The sequence below is a fragment of the Bradyrhizobium pachyrhizi genome (assembly GCF_029714545.1).
Taxonomy (GTDB): domain Bacteria; phylum Pseudomonadota; class Alphaproteobacteria; order Rhizobiales; family Xanthobacteraceae; genus Bradyrhizobium; species Bradyrhizobium pachyrhizi.
This window is the reverse complement of sequence record NZ_CP121667.1, coordinates 4,698,648-4,718,937: the sequence shown is the minus strand read 5'-3', so window position 1 is coordinate 4,718,937 and position 20,290 is coordinate 4,698,648. Positions and strand designations below refer to the sequence as shown.

At 65.0% G+C, this 20,290-nt stretch carries 18 protein-coding genes and 1 pseudogene; 2 read left to right on the top strand and 17 right to left on the bottom strand.

What is annotated here, in order from left to right:
• Position 1 precedes the first annotated feature (1 nt).
• From secF to yajC, 3 genes are read right to left on the bottom strand one after another with little or no spacing between them, the layout of a single operon-like run.
• Positions 2–1,036, bottom strand: coding sequence for a protein translocase subunit SecF (gene secF, locus QA639_RS22110; protein ID WP_028332126.1), 1,035 nt, complete (start codon positions 1,034–1,036; stop codon positions 2–4).
• Between the two features lie 10 nt (positions 1,037–1,046).
• Positions 1,047–2,648 carry a protein translocase subunit SecD gene (secD, locus tag QA639_RS22105; RefSeq protein ID WP_028332127.1) on the bottom strand — a complete coding sequence of 534 codons (1,602 nt, stop codon included), beginning with the start codon at positions 2,646–2,648 and terminating at the stop codon, positions 1,047–1,049.
• A 39-nt stretch (positions 2,649–2,687) separates the two neighbouring features.
• Positions 2,688–3,044 (bottom strand): preprotein translocase subunit YajC, encoded by a 357-nt coding sequence (gene yajC, locus QA639_RS22100; protein ID WP_026192737.1) that lies wholly within the window; start codon positions 3,042–3,044, stop codon positions 2,688–2,690.
• Positions 3,045–3,234: 190 nt separating this feature from the next.
• On the opposite strand from yajC, the gene QA639_RS22095 reads away from it, so the two are divergent.
• On the top strand, positions 3,235–4,218 hold the full coding sequence (locus QA639_RS22095) for an ATP-binding protein (RefSeq protein ID WP_157345051.1): 984 nt from the start codon (positions 3,235–3,237) through the stop codon (positions 4,216–4,218).
• A gap of 243 nt (positions 4,219–4,461) precedes the next feature.
• Here the strand turns inward: QA639_RS22095 and QA639_RS22090 are convergent, their stop codons facing one another.
• Both QA639_RS22090 and QA639_RS22085 read right to left on the bottom strand, forming a co-directional pair.
• The gene (locus tag QA639_RS22090) at positions 4,462–5,853 is read right to left on the bottom strand and encodes a LysM peptidoglycan-binding domain-containing M23 family metallopeptidase (protein WP_157345049.1); all 1,392 of its coding nucleotides are present in this window, start codon (positions 5,851–5,853) and stop codon (positions 4,462–4,464) included.
• 110 nt (positions 5,854–5,963) lie between these two features.
• Positions 5,964–6,620: a protein-L-isoaspartate(D-aspartate) O-methyltransferase gene (locus tag QA639_RS22085; RefSeq protein ID WP_050384337.1), complete on the bottom strand. Its 657-nt coding sequence runs from the start codon at positions 6,618–6,620 to the stop codon at positions 5,964–5,966.
• Between the two features lie 375 nt (positions 6,621–6,995).
• On the opposite strand from QA639_RS22085, the gene QA639_RS22080 reads away from it, so the two are divergent.
• Positions 6,996–7,373, top strand: coding sequence for a response regulator (locus QA639_RS22080; RefSeq protein WP_026192734.1), 378 nt, complete (start codon positions 6,996–6,998; stop codon positions 7,371–7,373).
• 108 nt (positions 7,374–7,481) lie between these two features.
• Here the strand turns inward: QA639_RS22080 and surE are convergent, their stop codons facing one another.
• The 12 genes and pseudogenes from surE to QA639_RS22020 form a co-directional block, all read right to left on the bottom strand.
• A complete protein-coding gene (gene surE, locus QA639_RS22075) occupies positions 7,482–8,249 on the bottom strand; it encodes a 5'/3'-nucleotidase SurE (protein ID WP_157345047.1) in 768 nt (255 codons plus the stop codon).
• 79 nt (positions 8,250–8,328) lie between these two features.
• Positions 8,329–9,348, bottom strand: a complete 1,020-nt coding sequence (locus tag QA639_RS22070) for a hypothetical protein (protein WP_157345044.1) — start codon at positions 9,346–9,348, stop codon at positions 8,329–8,331.
• A 16-nt stretch (positions 9,349–9,364) separates the two neighbouring features.
• Positions 9,365–10,696 carry a serine--tRNA ligase gene (gene serS, locus QA639_RS22065; protein WP_157345042.1) on the bottom strand — a complete coding sequence of 444 codons (1,332 nt, stop codon included), beginning with the start codon at positions 10,694–10,696 and terminating at the stop codon, positions 9,365–9,367.
• 202 nt (positions 10,697–10,898) lie between these two features.
• A complete protein-coding gene (tatC, locus tag QA639_RS22060; protein ID WP_028332134.1) occupies positions 10,899–11,705 on the bottom strand; it encodes a twin-arginine translocase subunit TatC in 807 nt (268 codons plus the stop codon).
• On the bottom strand, positions 11,702–12,202 hold the full coding sequence (gene tatB / locus QA639_RS22055) for a Sec-independent protein translocase protein TatB (protein WP_157345040.1): 501 nt from the start codon (positions 12,200–12,202) through the stop codon (positions 11,702–11,704). Before tatB ends, tatC begins: the two co-directional genes overlap by 4 nt.
• Before the next feature lie 159 nt (positions 12,203–12,361).
• Positions 12,362–12,595 (bottom strand): twin-arginine translocase TatA/TatE family subunit, encoded by a 234-nt coding sequence (locus QA639_RS22050; protein ID WP_028332136.1) that lies wholly within the window; start codon positions 12,593–12,595, stop codon positions 12,362–12,364.
• 216 nt (positions 12,596–12,811) lie between these two features.
• A pseudogene (gene scpB / locus QA639_RS22045) lies at positions 12,812–13,657 on the bottom strand (SMC-Scp complex subunit ScpB); the annotation flags it as partial.
• 22 nt (positions 13,658–13,679) lie between these two features.
• Entirely contained in the window at positions 13,680–14,501 is an 822-nt protein-coding gene (locus tag QA639_RS22040) for a segregation and condensation protein A (RefSeq protein ID WP_028332137.1), read from the bottom strand.
• Positions 14,498–15,520, bottom strand: a complete 1,023-nt coding sequence (gene nagZ, locus QA639_RS22035) for a beta-N-acetylhexosaminidase (protein ID WP_028332138.1) — start codon at positions 15,518–15,520, stop codon at positions 14,498–14,500. Before nagZ ends, QA639_RS22040 begins: the two co-directional genes overlap by 4 nt.
• A 46-nt stretch (positions 15,521–15,566) precedes the next feature.
• Complete coding sequence (locus QA639_RS22030; protein WP_283087409.1) at positions 15,567–17,033, bottom strand: SPOR domain-containing protein; 1,467 nt, start codon at positions 17,031–17,033, stop codon at positions 15,567–15,569.
• Between the two features lie 118 nt (positions 17,034–17,151).
• Complete coding sequence (argS, locus tag QA639_RS22025; RefSeq protein ID WP_028332140.1) at positions 17,152–18,948, bottom strand: arginine--tRNA ligase; 1,797 nt, start codon at positions 18,946–18,948, stop codon at positions 17,152–17,154.
• Positions 18,949–18,957: 9 nt separating this feature from the next.
• Positions 18,958–20,166, bottom strand: coding sequence for a deoxyguanosinetriphosphate triphosphohydrolase (locus QA639_RS22020; RefSeq protein ID WP_028332141.1), 1,209 nt, complete (start codon positions 20,164–20,166; stop codon positions 18,958–18,960).
• Positions 20,167–20,290: the final 124 nt, after the last annotated feature.

Sequence of the window (20,290 nt, the reverse complement as noted above, 5' to 3'; positions counted from 1 at the left end):
GCTACTTCTTGGCTGCCGCCGTGTCCGGCTTCTTTGCCGGCGCGTCCTGCGCCGCGTCTCCACCCCGCGTGGTGTGAACACCGAGATAGATCAGAATCGGCGCCGCGATAAAGATCGATGTGTAGGTGCCGACCAGCACCACGCCGAACATCATGACCGCGGTGAAGCTGTGGATCGCCTGGCCGCCGAACAGCAGCAGTGCGAGCAAAGCCAGCGTCACGGTGACGTGGGTGATGATCGAGCGCGACAGCGTCGAATTGATCGATTCGTTCAGCAGCTGCGGCATCGGCATCTTCTTGTAGCGCCGCAGCATCTCGCGGATACGGTCGTAGATGACGACGGTATCGTTGAGCGAATAACCGAGAATCGTCAGCAGCGCCGCGATGCTGGTGAGGTCGAAATCGACCTGGGTGATCGACATGAAGCCGATCGTGAGCACGATGTCGTGGACGTTGGCGATCATGGCGCCGAGTGCGAACTGCCATTCGAACCGGAACCAGAGGTAGATCAGGATGCCCATGATCGCGAACATCAGGCCGATCATGCCGTAGGCCAGCAGTTCGCCGGAGACGCGCGGTCCCACCACCTCGACGCGACGGTAGTCGACGGATTCGCCGAGCGCGCCGCGCACTTTCGTCACTGCATCCTGCTGCGCCTTGTCGCCGCCGGGCTGCTCGGCAACGCGGATCAGGACTTCCGCCGGACCGCCGAACTGCTGCAGCTGCACCTCGCCGAGGCCAAGGCCGTTCAAGGTCGTGCGCATCGCGGCGATGTCGGCGGTGCCGGACTTGGCCTGCACCTCCAGCAGCGTGCCGCCCTTGAAGTCGATGCCGAAATTCAGGCCGTGGGTGAAGAACAGCGTGATGGCAAGGATCGAGAGCAGCGCCGAGATCGGGAAGCTGATGCGGCGAAAGCGGGTGAAGTCGAAATGCGTGTCGTCCGGCACGATGCGCAGCGCCGGCAGCAGGCCGAGCGCCGCGACCACGGTCAAGACGGCGATCAGGATGCCAAGGCCAATGAGAACGGTATGAGTCACAACAGGCCTCTCAGATCGGCACGGTTTGCGGCCGCTTCCACCGCACCCAGCCGGCGACGATCAGGCGCGTCAGGGTAAAGGCGGTGAACACCGTGGTGATGATGCCGATGCCGAGCGTCACGGCAAAGCCGCGGACCGGTCCGGTGCCGATGTAGAACAGCACGGCGGCGGCGATGAAGGTGGTGATGTTGGAGTCGAGGATGGTCGCCAATGCCCGCTTGAAGCCGGCGTCGATCGCCGAGATCGCGTTGCGGCCGCCGCGCAATTCCTCGCGGATGCGCTCGTAGATCAGCACGTTGGAGTCGACCGCGATGCCGACGGTCAGCACGATGCCGGCGATGCCCGGCAACGTCAGCGTGGCGTTGAGCAGCGACAGCAGTCCGAAAATCATGGCGACGTTGATCGCCACCGCGATGTTGGCGAACACGCCGAACAGCCGATAGGTGATCAGCATGAACACGATGACCAGGATCGAGCCGACATAGGCTGCGAGCTCGCCCTTCTCGATCGAGTCCTGTCCGAGGCCGGGACCGACGGTACGCTCCTCGATCACGGTCAGCGGCGCCGGCAGCGCGCCGGCGCGCATCAGGATCGCCAGATCGTTGGCCGACTGCACGGTGAAGCTGCCGGAGATCTGGCCCTGTCCGCCGGTGATCGGCTCACGGATCACGGGCGCCGAGATCACCTTGTTGTCGAGCACGATCGCAAACGGCTGGCCGACGTTTTCGGCCGTCGCCTGCGCAAATTTGCGCGCTCCCGACGTGTTGAACTTGAAGCTGACGATCGCCTCGCCGGTGCGCTGGTCAAAGCCGGGCTGTGCATCGGACAGTTCGCCTCCGGAAACCAGAACCTGTTTCTTGACGACATACGGAACCGGCGGCGGTGACGCGCTCATCAAGAGTTCGGAGTCCGGCGGCAGGCGGCCCTGCTGGGCCTGGTCCGGCGACACCGAGCTGTCGACCATGCGGAATTCCATCTTCGCGGTCTTGCCGAGCAGCTCCTTCAGGCGGGTCGGATCCTGCAGGCCCGGCACCTGGACCAGGATGCGGTCGGTGCCCTGGCGCTGGATCACCGGCTCGACCGTGCCGAGCTCGTTGACGCGCCGTTCGACGATCTGGATCGATTGCTCGATGGTCTGCCGGATTCGCTCGGTGACCGCGGCCTGCGGCACCTTCAGGCGGATCAGGCCGCCGCCCGCGTCCTCAACCTCAAGGCTGCGCTGGCCGCTGGAGCCGAGCAGGCCGCCGAGCGGCTGCGACAGCTCGCGGAGCTTCGACAACGCCGTCGCCTGGTCGCCTTCCTTGGAGATGCGGACTTCCACCGCGTCGTTGCGGACCACGAGGCCGGTGTAGCCGATCTTGGCTTCACGAAGCACCTTCCGGACATCGTCGCGGATCTGGTCGAGCTTCTCCTTCTTCACGTAGTTGGAGTCGACTTCGAGCAGCAAATACGAGCCGCCCTGCAAATCGAGGCCGAGGACCAGGCGCCGCTGCGCCCAGGCCGGCCAGGTCTTCACCTGCGCTTCGGGGAAGAAATTGGGCACGGCGCACAGGCAGACCACCAGCGCTGTCAGGATAATCCCCAGCGCTCGCCACCGCGTGAAATACAACATCGAGTTGACCCGTCAGATTCCAAAAAGGCGCCGCGGCAATCAGCTCGCGGACGCCTCGTCCTTGGCGTCGCCCTTCGCCGGCTCACCCTTGGTACGCACACCCGAGATCATCTGGCGCATCTGGCGCACGCGCACGCCGTCCGAAATCTCGAACTCGATCTGGTCGTCGTCGACCACCTTGGTCACCTTGCCGACGAGGCCGCCCGAGGTCACCACGGTGTCGCCGCGGCGGATGTTCTTCACGAGGTCCGCATGGTCGCGCACCTTCTTCTGCTGCGGGCGCAGAATCAGGAAGTACATGATGACGAAGATCAGCGCGAATGGCAGCAGCGACATCAACATGCTGTTGGTGTCACCAGTCGCTCCAGCCTGGGCAAACGCAGGAGTAATCAGCATTCGGACGATCCTCGGATAAGACGGGAAAGGACCGGCAGCGCCCTCGGATTCGGGACGGTATGGCGGTCCGGACAAATTCGCGCGGACTATAGCGGCCGCGGTCCCAATTGCAACGTTAACGGACCTTCATTTAGGGCGCTTGCGGGACCGCCGCCAGCCCGATAAGGCTGCGCCGTCAGGAACTGGACAAATGCCGAAAAAAGCCAAGAAATCCACCAGTAAAACAGCCCGCAAAATAGCCCCCAGAGCCGCCGCCAACAGCGCCGCAAAAGCCGCGACAAAAAGCCCGGTAACGCCGCTCGACGGCACGACCGCCGAGCGGATCGCAAACGCCCTGGAGACCATCGCGAGCCGCCTCGCGGCCGCCTCCCCGGCCGCCGATCCGGCCGAGTCGCTCAGTGCCGCGGACGCCTTCGTCTGGCATCCGGACGGGCGCCTCGCCCCGGTGCCGCGCGTCAGCCGTGTCGAGATCGGCCTGCTCAAGGGCGTCGACCGGATGCGCGATATCCTGATCGAGAACACCGAGCGCTTCGCCGATGGCCTGCCCGCCAACAATGCGCTGCTCTGGGGCGCCCGCGGCATGGGCAAGTCGTCGCTGGTCAAGGCCGCGCATGCCAGCATCAATGTCGACCGCAAGCCGGCCGACCGGCTGAAGCTGATCGAGATCCACCGCGAGGACATCGAGAGCCTGCCCGGCCTGATGGAGCTGCTGCGCAGCTCCTCTTTCCGCTTCATCGTGTTTTGCGACGACCTCTCCTTCGATGGCAACGATGCCTCGTACAAGTCGCTGAAGGCGGTGCTGGAAGGTGGCATCGAGGGACGCCCCGACAACGTCATCCTCTATGCGACCTCGAACCGGCGGCATCTGCTGGCGCGCGAGATGATCGAGAACGAACGCTCGACCGCGATCAATCCCGGCGAAGCGGTCGAGGAAAAGGTGTCGCTGTCGGACCGCTTCGGCCTCTGGCTCGGCTTCCATCGCTGCAGCCAGGACGAATACCTCGCGATGGTGAAGGGCTATTGCGACCATTACGGCATCAAGATCGCCGACGACGAACTCGAGCGCGAGGCGCTCGAATGGTCGACCACGCGCGGATCGCGCTCCGGCCGCGTGGCCTGGCAGTACACGCAGGAACTGGCGGGCCGGCTCGGTGTGCGGCTGAGCGGCAACTAACAGGCAATCAGACGCATAGCCCTTCCGTCACCGCCTATGCAGTCCGGATGGAGCGCAGCGCAATCCGGGATCGGTGCACTCCGCGAGTGAGCTCCCGGATTTCGCTTCGCTCCATCCGGGCTACCGCGGCTGAGCGGCAAGTCATTGTCGCAGCGATCGTCAAAACAAAACGGGGGAGGCTTGCGCCTCCCCCGCTATCTTTGTTGTGAGACTTGGAAGTCCCTTGAAGTCCCGACGCGTAGCTTACGCGCCGTTGAGGAACTGGAGCGGATCGACCGGCGACGATCCCTTGCGGATCTCGAAGTGGAGCTGCGGCGAGCCCGCCTCGCCGCTCTGGCCCGACTTGGCAATCACCTGACCGCGCTTGATGGTATCGCCGCGTTTCACCAGGATTTCGCTCGCATGGGCATAGGCGGTGACGTAGCCATTGGAATGGCGAACCAGCACGAGATTGCCGTAGCCCTTCAGCTCATTGCCCGAGTAGGCGACGACGCCGTCTTCGGCAGCCTTCACCGGCGTACCCTCGGGCACCGCGACGTTGATGCCGTCATTGACCTTGCCGTTGGTCTTCGAGCCGTAAGCGGTGATGACCTTGCCGCGCACCGGCCAGCGGAAGGTCGGCAACGCGCCGGTGGCCTCGCTCGACTTGGTGACGACGGGCGCTTCAGCGGCAGCCGCCGGCTGTTCGACCGTCGCGGTCGGCTGGACCAGCCGCGCGCTCTGCTGCGGCAGCGCGGTTGCAACGACCTTCGGGGCTGCGACCGCCGGTGCCGGAGCCACAGCCGCAACCGGCGCGGCAGCAACGGGTTGCGCAACGGGCGCGGGCGCCGCCATCGCCGTCTTGGCGCCGGGCACCACGAGCTTCATGCCGAGGCTGAGCCGGGCCGACTGGTCGAGATTGTTGGCGCGGGCGAGCTCGGCTACGGGAATGTGGTGCTGGCGCGCGATGCTGTGCAGCGTGTCGCCGCGATTGACATAGTGGACGCCGGCAGGCGCGGCCGCCACGGCGACGGGGCGCGCGGCGGGTGCGGCCAGCGCCGGCGCTGCGGCCGACGCCGTCGGGCGCGGAATGACCAGCTGCTGGCCGGGCGACAGCGCGCGCGGTCCCTTGTAGCCGTTGGCGCGCAGGATCTCGGCGGTCGAGACGTTGTAGCGGCGCGCCAGCACTTCCAGGGTGTCGCTGGTGCCGACGATGATGGTCGTGCCGCTATGCCCGGCATGGGCTGCTGCGACCGAATGCGGAACGGTGCCGGTGGATTCGATCTGCGGACGCGCGGGCGGCGGCGTGTAGGACGAGACCCCGCGCCCTCCTCCGGAGACGCCGGCATTGCCGTTGGCGACCGGATAGGACTGCGGCGCGGCGGCGACCGGCGGCGGCAACGGCTGTGACTGATATTGCGAATACTGCGGTTGCGTTCGCGGCCGCGCGTATTGCGGCAACTCGCGCGGCGGCGGCGCCTGCTGCACGGTGCCGGTCGGCTGCGGATCAAACGCAAACGGATTTTGCGAGTAGGAGTTTTGCGAGAAGCGCGACGACATATCGGCGCTGCAACCGGCAAAAGCCATGGACATCAGCGTCAGCACCGCAACCTGCGGTACGCGACGCGAGCGAAGCAACTCAACAACCCCGGACATGGTTACTCACTCGTACGCAACAAAAGACTGTTTTGAGTAAACACGTACCGAGTAAATAACCGCTTAACCCTGCGAATAAGGCGTTGGTGCCAAGCAGCAAATCGCCGAATTTACAATTCGCGCGCGATTCCCGGCAGCGCCGGCACAAAGCGGACGTCGACCAGTTCCTTGCGGTCGAAGCCGTTCTCGGTCCGCACCACGCGGACGAGGGTCTGGGTACCCTGATGCGGCCCGACCGGGGCGATCAGGATGCCGCCGGGTTCGAGCCGCTCCAAGAGCTTCTCCGGGATTTGCTCCATCGCCGCGGTGACGATGATGCGGTCGAAGTCGCCTGCCCCGGCCGGAACGTCGAAGCCGTCCCCGAGCAGCACCTCGATATTGTAATAGCCCAGCTTTTCGAGGCGCTTGCGGGCGCCGTCGGCTAGCGTCCGGTAGCGCTCGATGGTCAGCACCTGCTTGCACAACCGGGACAGCACGGCCGCCTGATAGCCCGAGCCGGTGCCGATCTCGAGCACGCGATGGTCCTTCTGCAGTTGCAACTGCTCGGTCATGTAGGCCACGACGAAAGGCTGGCTGATGGTCTGCCCGCAGGCGATCGCAAGCGCGCTGTCGCGATAGGCCTCGTTGCGATCGCGCGGATCGACGAAGACCTCGCGCGGCACCTCCTCCATCGTACGCAGCACGGCCTGATCGCTCACCCCGCGCCGCCGCAGGGTCAGCTGAAACATCATCTTCTCGGTCGGATCGGGGTTCACGGCCATGTTCATCAGCGTCTCTGGGCGGCAGCGCGGAATCTTGCCCTCTAGATGCCATCGAAATCCGAAATGCCGCGTTAAGGAAAAATTTCCCGTCGCGTTTTGTTCCCGGCCAGGAACCATCGCCAGATTTGGCATTGGCGCCGGCCCGGCTCCCTCACATATAATCGGCGGCGATGCGCAGTTAACGTCTGGGTGGCGCAGATCAGGGCTCTCGTAGGGCCAACACACCCCGTTGGCTGTTGGGCAAATCTTGCGCAACAAAGCCGGCCACGGCGATGCGGCAAACGCTGTGGCGCGCTGGAAAAGGACCAATTCCCAAACGTTTGCATTGCGCGCTGTAATGTTATTTGCGAGCCTAATTCAGGGAAGGGCAAGGATTCCATCATGACAGCGATACGGCCGGCGGGCTGTTCAGTTTTCCTCGTAGAGGACGAGGTCATGATCCGGATGATGGTCGCCGATATGCTGGAGGAACTCGGCCATAGCGTCGCGGCCGAGGCCGGCGAAATCGGCGAAGCGGTCAAGCTTGCGCAATCGACCGAATTCGACCTCGCGATCCTTGACGTCAACGTCAATGGCAAGGTGATCACCCCGGTCGCCGAACTGATCAACGCCCGCAACCGCCCCTTCATCTTCGCGACCGGCTATGGCTCGTCCGGCCTGCCTCCGGAGTACCGCGACCGTCCGGCTCTGCAAAAGCCCTTCCAGCTGGAAACGCTGGCCCAAGTGATCTCCAGCGCGATGAAGGGCGCGCCGGTTTAACGGCAAGTTGCGCGCGTAGCGCGGATGGAGCGAAGCGTAATCCGGGGACTTCACAACACGGGTCCCGGATTTCGCTTCGCTCCATCCGGGCTACAGATTCCCCGAGGATTACTTCAGCGTATCAATCAGCGTTTCCGAAAATGCTTCATCGGTGCGGTCGAGCCGCAGCGGTGTGACCGAGACGTAGCGCGCCGCAAGCGCGGCGAGATCGGTGCCTTCGGCCGGCGCATCCATCATCGCCGCGCGCTCGAAGCCGATCCAGAAATACGGATTGCCGCGTCCGTCGTGACGGCGATCGATCTTCAGGAAACCCTGATTGCGTTTGCCCTGCCGCGTGATCCGGATGCCTTTCACGTCATCGGGCATGCAGGACGGGAAGTTGACGTTGATGACGGTGTTCCTGGGGACGCCGGCGCCGATCACCTTGCGGATGATGTCGGGCCCGAATCTCAGCGCGGTGTCCCACAGCGGCGCGTTGCGCGTCTCGATCGAGAATTCCTGCGACAGCGCGAATGACGGAAAGCCCAGAATAGTGCCTTCCAGCGCGCCGGCGATGGTGCCGGAATAGACCACGTCCTCGGCGACGTTGCGGCCCTTGTTGACGCCGCTCAGCACGAGATCCGGCAGCTTGTCTCCGAGAATGTGCCGCGCACCCATGATGACGCAATCGGTCGGCGTGCCGCGCACCGCGAAGTGACGCGGGCTGACTTCGCGCAGACGCAGCGGATCGTTGAGCGACAGCGAATGCGAGACGCCGGACTGATCGAGCTCGGGGGCAACGATCCAGACGTCGTCGGACAACGCGCGTGCGATCTGCTCGACGACCTGCAGGCCTGGAGCATGGATGCCGTCATCATTGGTGCAGAGAATTCGCATCCGTCAAAGTGCCTTTTGTTCCGATTCGGCGCGGGTATCTTACGCTGCGGTTTCTTGAGTTGATTGCCGTCTTAACCGGCTAGGGCCGCGGAGGCAAACCTGGCGATGGCCCGCGCCATCGTGCCGACGTCACGCGCCATGGACGGACAAATCGCGCGCTGCCGGCGATCTTGCGCTCGAACACCGGCCAGGCCGCTCTGGCCGGCCGCCGAACAACCGCGATCACGGGCGTTGGCCGCGGCGCCTCCGGCATTTTGACCCGTGGGGTCTGACGCAGTTCGGCCCCGAGCCCCCGGGACGTGACAGCTTCTGACGTTGGAGGCCCGGGCTTGGCAGGCTCAAGCTCTGCTTCAACCTTGGGAGCTTCAGATTTGAGAGCTTCAACCTTGGGCGGCTCAACCCTCCGAGCTTCCGGCCTGGCCGGCTCAAGAGCAATTGGTGCGGTTTGGCGAGGCTCAGGCTGGGGGGGCTTCGGAAGCTCCGATGTGGGGAGCTCGGACTTGATGGGATCGGCCGTGACCCAATCGGCCTTCATGGGATCGGCTTTGGCGGATGCGGTCGTGAGCGACTCGGCCTTCGGAGCTTCAAACGCGCGAGGCTCAGCCCTGGACGGTTCGGGGGCGACTGAAGCCGCTTGGGGGAGCTCGGACCGTGCCGGCTCGACCTTCCGAGGCTCAACCCTGAGCGGTTCGGGTTTGGTCGGCACGGGAGCGAGCGCCTCGGCCGGTTTTGCGACCGACGCCGTCGCAGCCGATTTCGATTTCAGCCTGGCCAGCAGCTCCTCGATCGAGGGCACCGATGCCGCGTCAAGCGGAGCGCGCGGCGCGGCCGGCGGCGTCGCCCGGACCGGCGGTGGCGGCGGTGGCGGCAGATCGGCCGGCGCCATCTGGGCGAACTTGCCGCGCGCGATCTCCAGCGCCTTGTCGAAGTCGGGCCTGTCGATCCAGGCCTTCGATTGCACCTCGGTCACGCGCGCGTCCCACAGGCGCGCGGCCTCGATGTCGTAATAGCCCATCTGCTTCTGATTGATCAGCTGCAGACCGTGGCCCGTGACGGCCCATTGTCGACCTAGCCAGTGGATGTCACGGTGCAGCGGCATCACACTGGCCCTCGCCTCACATGCCGTGCTCGATGACCTTGAGCCCGCCCATATAGGGCTGCAGCACATCGGGCACCGCGATCGAACCATCCTTCTGCTGATAGGTCTCCATCACAGCGATCAGGGCGCGCCCGACCGCCGTGCCGGAGCCGTTTAGCGTATGCACGAAGCGCGGCTTGCCGTCGGGGCCGCGATAGCGCGCGTCCATGCGGCGGGCCTGGAAATCGCCGCATACCGAGCAGCTCGAAATCTCGCGATAGGCGCCGCCGTCACCCTGCCCCGGCATCCACACCTCGATGTCGTAGGTCTTCTGCGCGGAGAAGCCCATGTCGCCGGCGCACAGCGTCATCACGCGATAATGCAGGTCGAGCTTCTGCAGCACCTGCTCGGCGCAGGACAGCATGCGCTCCAGCTCATCCTTGCTGGCTTCCGGCGTCGTGATCGACACCAGCTCGACCTTTGTGAACTGGTGCTGGCGGATCATGCCGCGCGTGTCGCGTCCCGCCGCGCCGGCCTCGGCGCGGAAGCACGGCGTCAGCGCGGTGAGCCGCATCGGCAGCTCCTTCTCGTCGAGGATGGATTCGCGCGCGAGGTTGGTCAGCGATACTTCAGCGGTCGGGATCAGGCCGAGGCGCTCGCCGCGCAGATCGGCATTCGGTGCCGAGAGCAATTCGCCCTTGATCGCCCAGAACTGGTCGTCCTCGAATTTCGGCAATTGACCGGTGCCGAACATCACGGCGTCGCGCACCAGCAGCGGCGGATTGATCTCGGTGTAGCCGTGCTCGCCGGTGTGCAAATCGAGCATGAACTGCCCGATCGCACGCTCGAGCCGAGCCAGCCCTTTCTTCAGCACGACGAAGCGTGCGCCGGACAGTTTCGCCGCCGCCTCGAAATCCATGTCGCCCAGCGCGGTGCCGAGATCGTCATGCAGCTTCGGCGCAAAGCCGTAGTCGCGCTTCTTGCCGTACACATGGTGCTGGACGTTGCCGTGCTCGTCGGTGCCGTCGGGCACCTCGTCGAGCGGCAGGTTCGGAATCGACGACAGCTCTTTGATCAGCTGTTCATCGGCCGTCTTCGCCGCCAGCTCGAGCTCCGGCATCGTGGTCTTCAGCTCGGCGACTTCAGCCATCAGCGTGGCCGCCCGCGCCTCGTCCTTTGCCTTCTTGGCCTCGCCGATCTCCTTCGAGGCCGCATTGCGCCGCGCCTGGGCCTGCTCGGACGCCAGGATCGCCGCACGCCGCTTCTCGTCGATCGCCAGCAGCGACGGCGACAGGGCCTCTAACCCGCGGCGCTTCAGGCCGGCGTCGAAGGCTGTCGGGTTGTCGCGGATCGCTTTGATGTCGTGCATGGCAGTCAGGGTCCTAACGTCGCTCAGGCAGATGACGTTGTATGTCAACGTTTTGCGGCGTGCCTCAACTAGCACAACTGTCATCGCCCGCGAAGGCGGGCGATCCAGCATTCCAGAGACGTCGGCGTGTCACCGAGAGGCCGCGGCGTACTGGAGACCCCGCTTTCGCGGGGTATGACGCCGAGTGTGAGGCGAAATCACTTTATTCGGCGGGATTGGTCGCCGACGGCGCCCCGGACGAGGCATTCGAGGTCGCGGCCTTCTTTTCCACGATCCGGACCGCGATGATGGCGCCCTCGTAGAGGGCGAGCAGCGGGATCGCGAGCGAGGCCTGGCTCAGCACGTCGGGCGGCGTCAGCACGGCGGCGATGATGAAGGCGATCACGATGAAGTAGCGCCGCTTCTCCTTCAGCATCTTCGAGGTGACGATGCCGATGCGGCCGAGCAGCGTCAGGATCACGGGCAGCTGGAATGCGATGCCGAAGGCGAAGATCAGCGACATCATCAGCGACAGATATTCGCCGACCTTGGGCAGCAGCTGGATCTGCGCGGTCTCCGCGCCGCCGGCCTGCTGCATGCCGAGCGAGAATCGCACCAGCATCGGCAGCACGACGAAATAGACCAGCGCCGCGCCCATCACGAAGAACACTGGAGTGGCGATCAGGTACGGCAGGAACGCGTTGCGCTCATGCCGGTAGAGACCGGGCGCGACGAATTTGTAGATCTGGGTGGCGACGATCGGAAACGAGATGAAGCCCGCGCCGAACAGCGCAAGCTTCAGTTGGGTGATGAAATATTCCAGCAGCGCGGTGTAGATGAATTTCGAATTCTCCGGCCCCGCGATCCAGACGAATGGCCAGACCAGCACGTTGTAGATCTGCTTGGCGAAGAAGAAGCAGATAATGAAGGCCACGCCGAAGCCGAGCAGCGCCTTGATCAGCCGCGAGCGTAGCTCGATCAGGTGATCCATCAAGGGGGCCTTGCTGGCCTCGATGTCTTCGGCGCTCATGACGCCCTCGCGTCCTTGAGCACTTCGGGCTGCGCCGGCGTCACGTCCTGCGGCGCCGGCTCACCCTTCACCTCATTGGTGATCGCAAGCGGCTCGCCCGCGGCCGCATGCGCCTCGGCCTCGACGAAGGTTTCCGGCGTCGGCTCGGCAGGAGTGGTGGGCGTCACCGGTGCGTCGACTGCGGACGCGACCTGTGCATCGACCGGCTTGTCGATCTGCAGGGCGTCGCTGACGTCCTTCTGCAGCGACGTCATGATGTTGCCGCTGGTGATGCCGGTCGCGGCCTCCCTGACCTCGTCAAAGCTCTTTTTGAGGTCGGCCATCTCGGCTTCGCGCATGGCTTCCTGGAACTGGCCCTGGAATTCGGAGGCCATCTTGCGGGCCTTGCCCATCCATTGCCCGACCATGCGCAGCACGCCCGGCAGTTCTTTCGGGCCGATGGCGATCAGCGCGACGACCGCGATGACGACCAGTTCACTCCACCCGATATCGAACATGAATTCTTCCGCCTAGCGCGCCGCCATCGGCCCCATCGCTCCCAACAGGATCTGGGGCTGCCGGCGCCTTTTCTCAATCGGCGTCCATAGCGCGTCTCTGCGACGGCGTCACCGTTTCGCGCAAGAAAAAACGTCGAAATATGCGTCAGTACAAGCGCGTTAGACGGCTTTGCTGCCGACGTCCTGGCGCGCGGCCGACGGCGCCGCATTGTGATCGATCGATTTGGTGGGCTCGGTCTTCTCGGCGACCTTGTCGTCGTCCTGCATGCCCTTCTTGAAGGCCTTGATGCCCTGGGCAACGTCACCCATCAGATCAGAAATCTTGCCGCGTCCGAACAGCAGCAGGACCACTGCGATCACGACGATCCAGTGCCAAATGCTCAACGAACCCATCCTGCAACCCTCCAGAAATGGCCGGCGGACCGGCCTGAACTTTGCCGGAAGGTAGGCCCGCGGGGTGTCAAAAACAAGGACCTCGGCCGCGGCAAATCGCTGTCGCGGCTACGTAATATTGCTAGGCTTAACCGGGAATATTCAGGCTTATTCGCCCTTGTCCTCGGTGTCGGCGTCATCACCGGCGTGGTCGGCGCGGTCTTCCGGCTCGCCGGCGTCAGGTTCGGCCGCATCCGCGTCAGAGGCAACGTCCGCCTCGACCTCCGCCTGGGCGGTCGCTTCGACCTCGGCAGTCCCAACCTCGGCAGTCCCAACCTCATCAGTCGTTTCTGCGTCGGCTTTCGGTTCCTCGGCTTCCGGCTCGACGGCCGGCGCCAGCAGCAGTTCCAGCGTATCACCCGGCTCGAGCGGCTCCTCGTCCTCCCGCAGCGTCGCGTCATCCGACGGCGACGGAACGGAAAATCCGGTCGGCAGACGCGAGTCGAGCAGACCCGTGCCCTTCAGCTCCTCGAGCCCCGGCAGGTCGCCGAGCGCTTCCAGGCTGAACTGCGACAGGAACGCGTCGGTGGTTCCGAAGGTGAGCGGTCGGCCCGGCGTCTTGCGGCGGCCGCGCGGGCGGATCCAGCCGGTCTCGAGCAGCACATCGATCGTGCCCTTCGACGTGACCACGCCGCGAATCTCTTCGATCTCGGCGCGTGTCACCGGCTGGTGATAGGCAACGATCGCCAGCACCTCGATCGCGGCACGCGACAGCTTCCGCGTCTCGGTGCTCTCGCGCGTCATCAGCCACGACAGATCGCCGGCGGTGCGGAACGTCCACTTGTTGGCGACACGCACCAGGTTGACGCCGCGCGGCGCGTATTCCGCCTGCAGCTGCGCGAGCGCCGCCTTGACGTCGACGCCGTCGGGCATCCGCTTTGCCAGCGTTGCCTGATCGATCGGCTCGGCCGATGCAAACAACAGGGCTTCAAGGAGCCGCAATTCCTCAGGACGCGCCACCGGATCCATAGGAGAAACCTCCTCCTCGGGCTCTTCTCTGCGCACTTCCGCCAAGCTTGCCATGGGCTTGCTCTCCTTCTTCCACTTACTCAACCGACAGGTCCGGCGCTGCCATTGCGGCTTGCGCTTGACGCTTTCGGAAATAGATCGGCGCGAACGCCTGCTTCTGGTTGATCTCCATCTCGCCCTCGCGAACCAGCTCGAGGGCGGCAGCGAAGCTCGATGCGAACACCGTTGCTTTCTGCGTGGGATCGGCGACGTAATTCATCAGGTACTCGTCGAGGCAGCTCCAGTCCTCGGCGATGCCGACCAGCCGCTCCAGCGAGGCGCGCGCTTCGGCCAGCGACCACACCGTCCGCTTGGCCAGATGCACCGAGGTCAGCACGCGCGACTGGCGCTGCGTGGCATAGGCCGACAGCAGGTCGTACAGCGTTGCGGTGAACTTCGGATGCTTGATCTCGGCGATCGATTCCGGATTACCGCGCGGAAAGATATCGCGCTGGAACTGGGGCCGGTTCATCAGCCGGTTCGCCGCCTCGCGGATCGCCTCCAGCCGGCGCAGCCGGTTGGCGAGCGCGGTCGCCATTTCCTCGGCGCTCGGCCCCTCCGCGCTCGGCGGCTCGGGCAGCAGGAGCCGCGACTTCAGGAACGCCAGCCACGCCGCCATCACCAGATAGTCGGCCGCAAGCTCGAGGCGAATCTTGCGCGCTGCCTCGATGAAGGAAAGGTATTGGTCGGCGAGCGCGAGAATCGAGATCTTCGACAGGTCGACCTTCTGCTGCCGCGCCAGCGTCAACAGCAGGTCGAGCGGGCCCTCATAGCCCTCGACGTCGACCACCAGCGCCGGTTCACCCTCGGCGAGGTCGGCCGGCCGCCCGGTATCAAACGAAAGAATTTCAGCGGTCATGCCGTCCCTACCTGATCCAACAACGCATCCAGTTCAGCCCGTGCCGCCAGCCGGTCGAGCGGCTGAGGCGGCTTGCGCGCGGCGAGCGTCGCCTTGGCGCGCTCAAGCGCCTTGCCGGTCAGTTCCGGCGTTTCGCGTGCGACCTCGCGCATCTCGTCAATGTTGCCGTTGCAGTGCAGAACAATGTCGCAACCGGCGGTGACGATGGCGCGGGTCCGCTCGGCAATCGATCCGGCCAGCGCATTCATCGACACGTCATCACTCATCAACAAACCCTGGAACCCGATCAGGCCGCGAATCACCTGTTCGATGATTGTCGCAGAAGTCGTCGCCGGATGGACGGGGTCGAGCGCGCTAAACACAACATGTGCAGTCATGGCCATCGGCAGATCCGCAAGCGGCTGGAACGCGGCAAAATCGGTCCGTTCCAGCTCGGCCTTGGCGGTATCAACGGTCGGAAGGCGGAAATGGCTGTCCGCCGTGGCCCGGCCATGGCCGGGAATATGCTTGAGAACCGGCAGGACCCCGCCCTGTTCCAGCCCATCCGTGACCGCGCGGGCGATCGCCGCGACCTTGTCCGGCTCGGTTCCATAGGCCCGATTGCCGATCACCGCATCCGCCCCGGCCACCGGAATGTCGGCCAAGGGCAGGCAATCGACGGTGATTCCGAGATCAATCAGATCGGCCGCAATCAGCCGTGAGCTGAGCCGGGCTGCCGCAAGCCCCAGCTTCGGATCGATGTCGTAGAGCGCCCCAAAGCTCGCGCCCGGCGGATAGGCCGGCCAATGCGGCGGGCCGAGCCGCTGCACCCGCCCGCCTTCCTGGTCGATCAGGACCGGGGCATCGGCGACGCCGATTGCGGACCGGAGTTCCCCAACAAGAGCCGCCACTTGGGCAGGACTCTCGATGTTGCGCTTGAACAGGATGAAGCCCCATGGCCGCTCGGTGCGAATGAACTCGCGTTCGGCGTCCTTGAGGATCAGCCCGGATATGCCCGTGATGAATGCGCGGTTCGTCATTCGGCCGATTAGGCCGTATGCAGCTCACGGGTCAAGGAAACGGCCTTTAATTTCTTTGGATGAGGCACTGCGGCCCACCCGCCGACATCAGGCTCTTGCACACTTGGCTCGCCTCTTCTGAGGACGCGAACGGGCCGGCAAAGGCGCGGTAGTAGACGCCCTTCTCGCCGAGATCGACGCGCTTCACCACCAGAGGCTGCGAACCGAGCACGTTGCGATACTTGCCTTGCAGCGTCCGATAGGACGCCTGCGCGTCCGCCTCGTTCTTCTGCGAGGAGACCTGGACCAGATACCCGCCGCCCCCAACCGGAGCCGCCGAGGTCGAGGCCACCCGGGTCGGAGGCGCGGCCGGAGCCGCCTCAGCCTGGCCGGGAACAAGCGACATTGGCGAGTTGACGCTGGCATTGGCCGCAGCCGGGTTGCCGCGCGACGCCGGAGGCTTGGCCGCCGCCGGAGGTTTCGCCGGCACGGCCGAGGTCGCCTGCGTGCCATCGGGCGTATCGCCCTTGACCGAGAGCGTGCGGACCTTGCGCGGCTCGTTGTTCGGCAAGGTGCCGTTCGCGGTGATCGGCGCCGGCGCCGGCTGTGCCGTCTGCACGCTGGCGGGCGGCGGTGGATTCGCATTGGCGTTCAGCGGCGGAAACACGACGCGCGGTCCGGCGGTCTTCGAATTGACGTCGACCGGCGTCTCTTCGCGCGACACGATCTTCTCGGTGCCGTCGCCCGTCGCCATGCGGTCCGGCGTCTTGGCCGGCGCGTCGGCCTGGGCCGGGATCACCTTGGTCGGCGTGTTGTCAGCCTTGATGATCGGGGGCTCACCGCTGCGGGGCGAACCGACATAGGTCCGGTAGGCGTACGCGCCACCGACGCCGAACACGCCAAGCGCCAGCACCGCGGCGACCGTTATCAAGCCGCTGCGCCGCCGGCGGGGCTCAGGTTCTTCCTCGTAGGCCTCCTCATAGGCATAGGGATCGTCCGGATAGGCGGGATCGCGCTGCAGGTCCTGCTCGCCGGCTTCCAGTTGGCCGTAGAGCGCGTCGTCATAGCGCGACGGATCCTGACTCTGACCGCCACTCTGATAGTGCGGCTCCTCGTCAAAAGCCTCCGGCTGTCGAGGCGCCTCGACCGGCCGATATTGCGCCACCGGCGCAGGCGCGGGCTGCGCCTGCTGGGCCGCATAGCGATGCAACGGATGCACCGGCTTCGGCTGGTAGTCCTGCTCGGGCTCTTCGTCTTCGATGTTCTGCACGGGAGGCGCAGCGACAGCCTCCTGCCGCGCGCGCTGCATCCAGGGCGGCGGGCCCGCGGGCCGCGCATCCTCGTCCTCGGCCTGCGGCTCGTATTGTTGCGGCCGCGCGTTGGCGCGCGACTGCAGCGGACGCGGCGGCGGCTTGTTGGCGGAGCCGAAGGGATCCGTCTGGCCGATCAGCCGTGCCAGTTCGGCAAGCGGATCGCTGTCGGCCTTGGAAGCCGTGTCGGCGGGAAAATGTCGGTCCTGATATCGATCAGCCATTGTGATGATGCATCCCCTTCGGGACAGCGCCAAGATCGCCGGCACAGCCGGTCCGTACGAGTTGGCCTCTGCCAGATGCCCTCACAAATCCCCACTCGTGAGGGCCTAATGCCCCTGCCTACCGCATCTCGGTCGGAGCGTGGACGCCTAGAACGGCTAAGCCCGATGCCAGAACCGAGACGACGCCCTGAACCATTGCCAGTCGCGCCCTCGTGATCTCTGCATCATTATTGATAATGAAGCGTAAATAGGGCAAATCGCGCCCCTTGGTCCAAAGCGCATGAAATTCACTGGCCAAATCATAGAGATAAAAAGCGATTCGGTGCGGCTCATGTGCCACCGCCGCAGCCTCGATCATCCGCGGATAAAGCGCAAGCCGCTTGAGCAGCTCGAGCTCGGCGGGGTCGGTCAGCCGCTCGACCGTAGCATTACGGAGATAGGCCAGCCGGGCCTCATCGGTCGCGGGCAGATCGGGAACCGCTTCCTCTCGCGCGTTGCGGAAGATCGAATGGCCGCGGGCGTGGCCGTACTGGACGTAGAAGACCGCGTTGTCCTTTGACTGCTCGATCACCTTGGCGAGGTCGAAATCGAGCACCGCGTCGTTCTTGCGGAACAGCATCATGAATCGGACAGCGTCGGAGCCGACCTCGTCGACCACCTCGCGCAGCGTGACGAATTCGCCGGACCGCTTCGACATCTTCACCGGCTCGCCGTCGCGCAGCAGCTTCACGAGCTGCACGATCTTGACGTCGAGCACAGCCTTGCCCGCTGTCACCGCCTTCACGGCGGCCTGCATGCGCTTGATGTAGCCGCCATGATCGGCGCCGAATACGTCGATCAGATTGGTGAAGCCACGCTCGAACTTGTAGCGATGGTTGGCGATATCGGATGCGAAGTAGGTGTAGGAGCCATCCGACTTGATCAGCGGTCGATCGACGTCGTCGCCATAGGCGGTGGCGCGGAACAGCGACTGCTCGCGATCCTCGTAGTCCTCGACCGGTTTGCCCTTCGGCGGCGGCAAACGGCCCTCGTAGATGTCGCCCTTGGCGCGTAGGAAATCGATCGTCTCGGCGACCTTGTTGTTGCCTGACGTGATCAGCGAGCGCTCGGAGAAGAACACGTCGTGATGGATGTTGAGCGCGGCGAGATCGCCCTTGATCATCTCCATCATCATCGCGATCGCCTTGTCGCGCACGATCGGCAGCCACGCGGCTTCCTCCATGTCGAGCAGCTTCTCGCCGTATTCCCCGGCGAGCGCCTCGCCGACCGGCACGAGGTAGTCACCGGGATAGAGCCCTTCCGGGATCGCGCCGATGTCCTGGCCCAGCGCCTCGCGGTAGCGCAGGAACGCCGAACGCGCGAGCACGTCGACCTGGGCGCCGGCGTCGTTGATGTAATATTCGCGGCAGACGTCGAAGCCGGCGAATTGCAGCAGGCTGCACAGCGCATCGCCGAACACGGCGCCGCGGCAATGGCCGACATGCATCGGCCCGGTCGGGTTGGCCGAGACGTATTCGACATTGACCTTCTCGGCCTTGCCGACATCGCTGCGCCCGTAAGCCGAGCCGGCGGCCAGCACGGCGCGCAGCGCGTCCGCCCAGACCTGCGGCTTCAAGGTCAGGTTGATGAAGCCGGGCCCGGCGACATCGACGGAGGCCACCAGCGCGTCGGCGCGCAACCGCTCGGCGATCTTGTCGGCAAGCTCGCGCGGCTTGGCCTTGGCGTCCTTGGCGAGCACCATCGCGGCATTGGTCGCCATGTCGCCATGGCTGGCGTCGCGCGGCGGCTCCACCACGACACGGGACAGGTCGATGCCGGCGGGCCAATTGTCCTCGGCAGCGACAGCGGCACAGATCGCGTGCACGCGCGTCAACATGTCGGCAAAAAGGTGTGGTGAAGCAGTGGTGTCGGCCATGGCAGGGCGCTAACGCAAATCCGGGGTCGAGTCAAAAAGCCTTTGATGCTCGATCAGGGCGAAACGGTCGGTCATCCCGGCAATGAAATTGCCGATCCGCCTGTTCCGAGCGCTCCCGGTCTCCTGCACGCTGCCCTCGATCCATTCTGCCGGCAGGTCTTCGGGCGATTGCTGGTAGCGCTCGAACAGATTGCGGACCACCTCCTCCGCCTCCCCCATCACCAGCATCACCCGCTTGTGGCGATACATCCGCCGGAACAGGAACGCCTTGATCGCCGCCTCCTGCTCCGCCACCTCGGAGGGAAACGCGATCAGCGGGGTGTTGTGGTGGCGCACGTCGTGCGCCGATTGCGGCTGCGCGGCCGCGAGGCGCCGGCTCGCTTCGTTGAAGACCGCGCTGATGAAGTGTGAGATCAGCTCACGCACCAGTTCGGCCCCGCGCCGGACCTCGTCGAGCCCGGGATAGTGGCGGTCGATCTCGGCGATGATCTCAGCGGTCAGCGGCATCTCCTTGAGGTCGTCGACCGCGAACAGGCCGGCACGCAGGCCGTCATCGATATCGTGCGCGTCGTAGGCGATGTCGTCGGCGAAGGCCGCGATCTGCGCCTCGAGCGAGGCATAGCTCCAGAGCTCGAGGTCGTGGCCCTTGTTGTAGTCGGCAATTCCGATCGGGATTCCACTCTCCAGGTAGCGGCCGGCCGGTGCGCCGTTGCGCTCGGTCAGCGGACCGTTGTGCTTGACGATCCCTTCGAGCGATTCCCAGGTCAGGTTCAGCCCGCCGAATTCGGGGTAGCGATGCTCCAGCGAGGTGACGACCCGCAGCGCCTGCGCATTATGGTCGAAGCCGCCGTCATCCCTCAGGCATTCGTCGAGCGCCCGCTCGCCGGCATGGCCGAACGGCGGATGGCCGAGGTCATGCGCCAGCGCCAGCGTCTCGGTCAGATCCTCGTCGACCCCGAGCTGGCGCGCCAGCGCCCGGGCGATCTGCGCGACCTCCAGCGAATGGGTCAGCCTAGTGCGGTAGTGATCGCCCTCGTGGAAGACGAAGACCTGCGTCTTGTGCTTGAGGCGGCGGAACGCGGTGGAATGGATCACCCGGTCGCAGTCGCGCCGGAACGGGCTCCGGGTCCGGCTCGGCGGCTCCGCGACCAGCCGGCCGCGGCTGCGATCGGGGTCGCAGGCATAAGGCGCGCGGGGGGCAGCCATTCCGACCGACACTGTATTTTAGTCCTTATCCATTTGATTCCATGGTCCGACGCACTTAACTATGACTAAGGCGGCCGACCAAATGAATTGGGGATGACGCCGGGCCTGATCCGGATCAGATCATGCTCAAATAGGG

Bases quoted from the DNA above. Each gene is read 5' to 3' on its own strand.
- surE (WP_157345047.1), bottom strand. From the start codon at position 8,249: ATGCGAATTCTCTGCACCAATGATGACGGCATCCATGCTCCAGGCCTG.
- QA639_RS22040 (WP_028332137.1), bottom strand. From the start codon at position 14,501: ATGACCGCTGAAATTCTTTCGTTTGATACCGGGCGGCCGGCCGACCTC.
- argS (WP_028332140.1), bottom strand. From the start codon at position 18,948: ATGGCCGACACCACTGCTTCACCACACCTTTTTGCCGACATGTTGACG.
- QA639_RS22030 (WP_283087409.1), bottom strand. From the start codon at position 17,033: ATGGCTGATCGATATCAGGACCGACATTTTCCCGCCGACACGGCTTCC.
- serS (WP_157345042.1), bottom strand. From the start codon at position 10,696: ATGCACGACATCAAAGCGATCCGCGACAACCCGACAGCCTTCGACGCC.
- tatC (WP_028332134.1), bottom strand. From the start codon at position 11,705: ATGAGCGCCGAAGACATCGAGGCCAGCAAGGCCCCCTTGATGGATCAC.
- yajC (WP_026192737.1), bottom strand. From the start codon at position 3,044: ATGCTGATTACTCCTGCGTTTGCCCAGGCTGGAGCGACTGGTGACACC.
- QA639_RS22050 (WP_028332136.1), bottom strand. From the start codon at position 12,595: ATGGGTTCGTTGAGCATTTGGCACTGGATCGTCGTGATCGCAGTGGTC.
- QA639_RS22095 (WP_157345051.1), top strand. From the start codon at position 3,235: ATGCCGAAAAAAGCCAAGAAATCCACCAGTAAAACAGCCCGCAAAATA.
- QA639_RS22085 (WP_050384337.1), bottom strand. From the start codon at position 6,620: ATGAACATGGCCGTGAACCCCGATCCGACCGAGAAGATGATGTTTCAG.
- QA639_RS22080 (WP_026192734.1), top strand. From the start codon at position 6,996: ATGACAGCGATACGGCCGGCGGGCTGTTCAGTTTTCCTCGTAGAGGAC.
- nagZ (WP_028332138.1), bottom strand. From the start codon at position 15,520: ATGACGAACCGCGCATTCATCACGGGCATATCCGGGCTGATCCTCAAG.
- QA639_RS22070 (WP_157345044.1), bottom strand. From the start codon at position 9,348: ATGCCGCTGCACCGTGACATCCACTGGCTAGGTCGACAATGGGCCGTC.
- QA639_RS22090 (WP_157345049.1), bottom strand. From the start codon at position 5,853: ATGTCCGGGGTTGTTGAGTTGCTTCGCTCGCGTCGCGTACCGCAGGTT.
- tatB (WP_157345040.1), bottom strand. From the start codon at position 12,202: ATGTTCGATATCGGGTGGAGTGAACTGGTCGTCATCGCGGTCGTCGCG.
- secD (WP_028332127.1), bottom strand. From the start codon at position 2,648: ATGTTGTATTTCACGCGGTGGCGAGCGCTGGGGATTATCCTGACAGCG.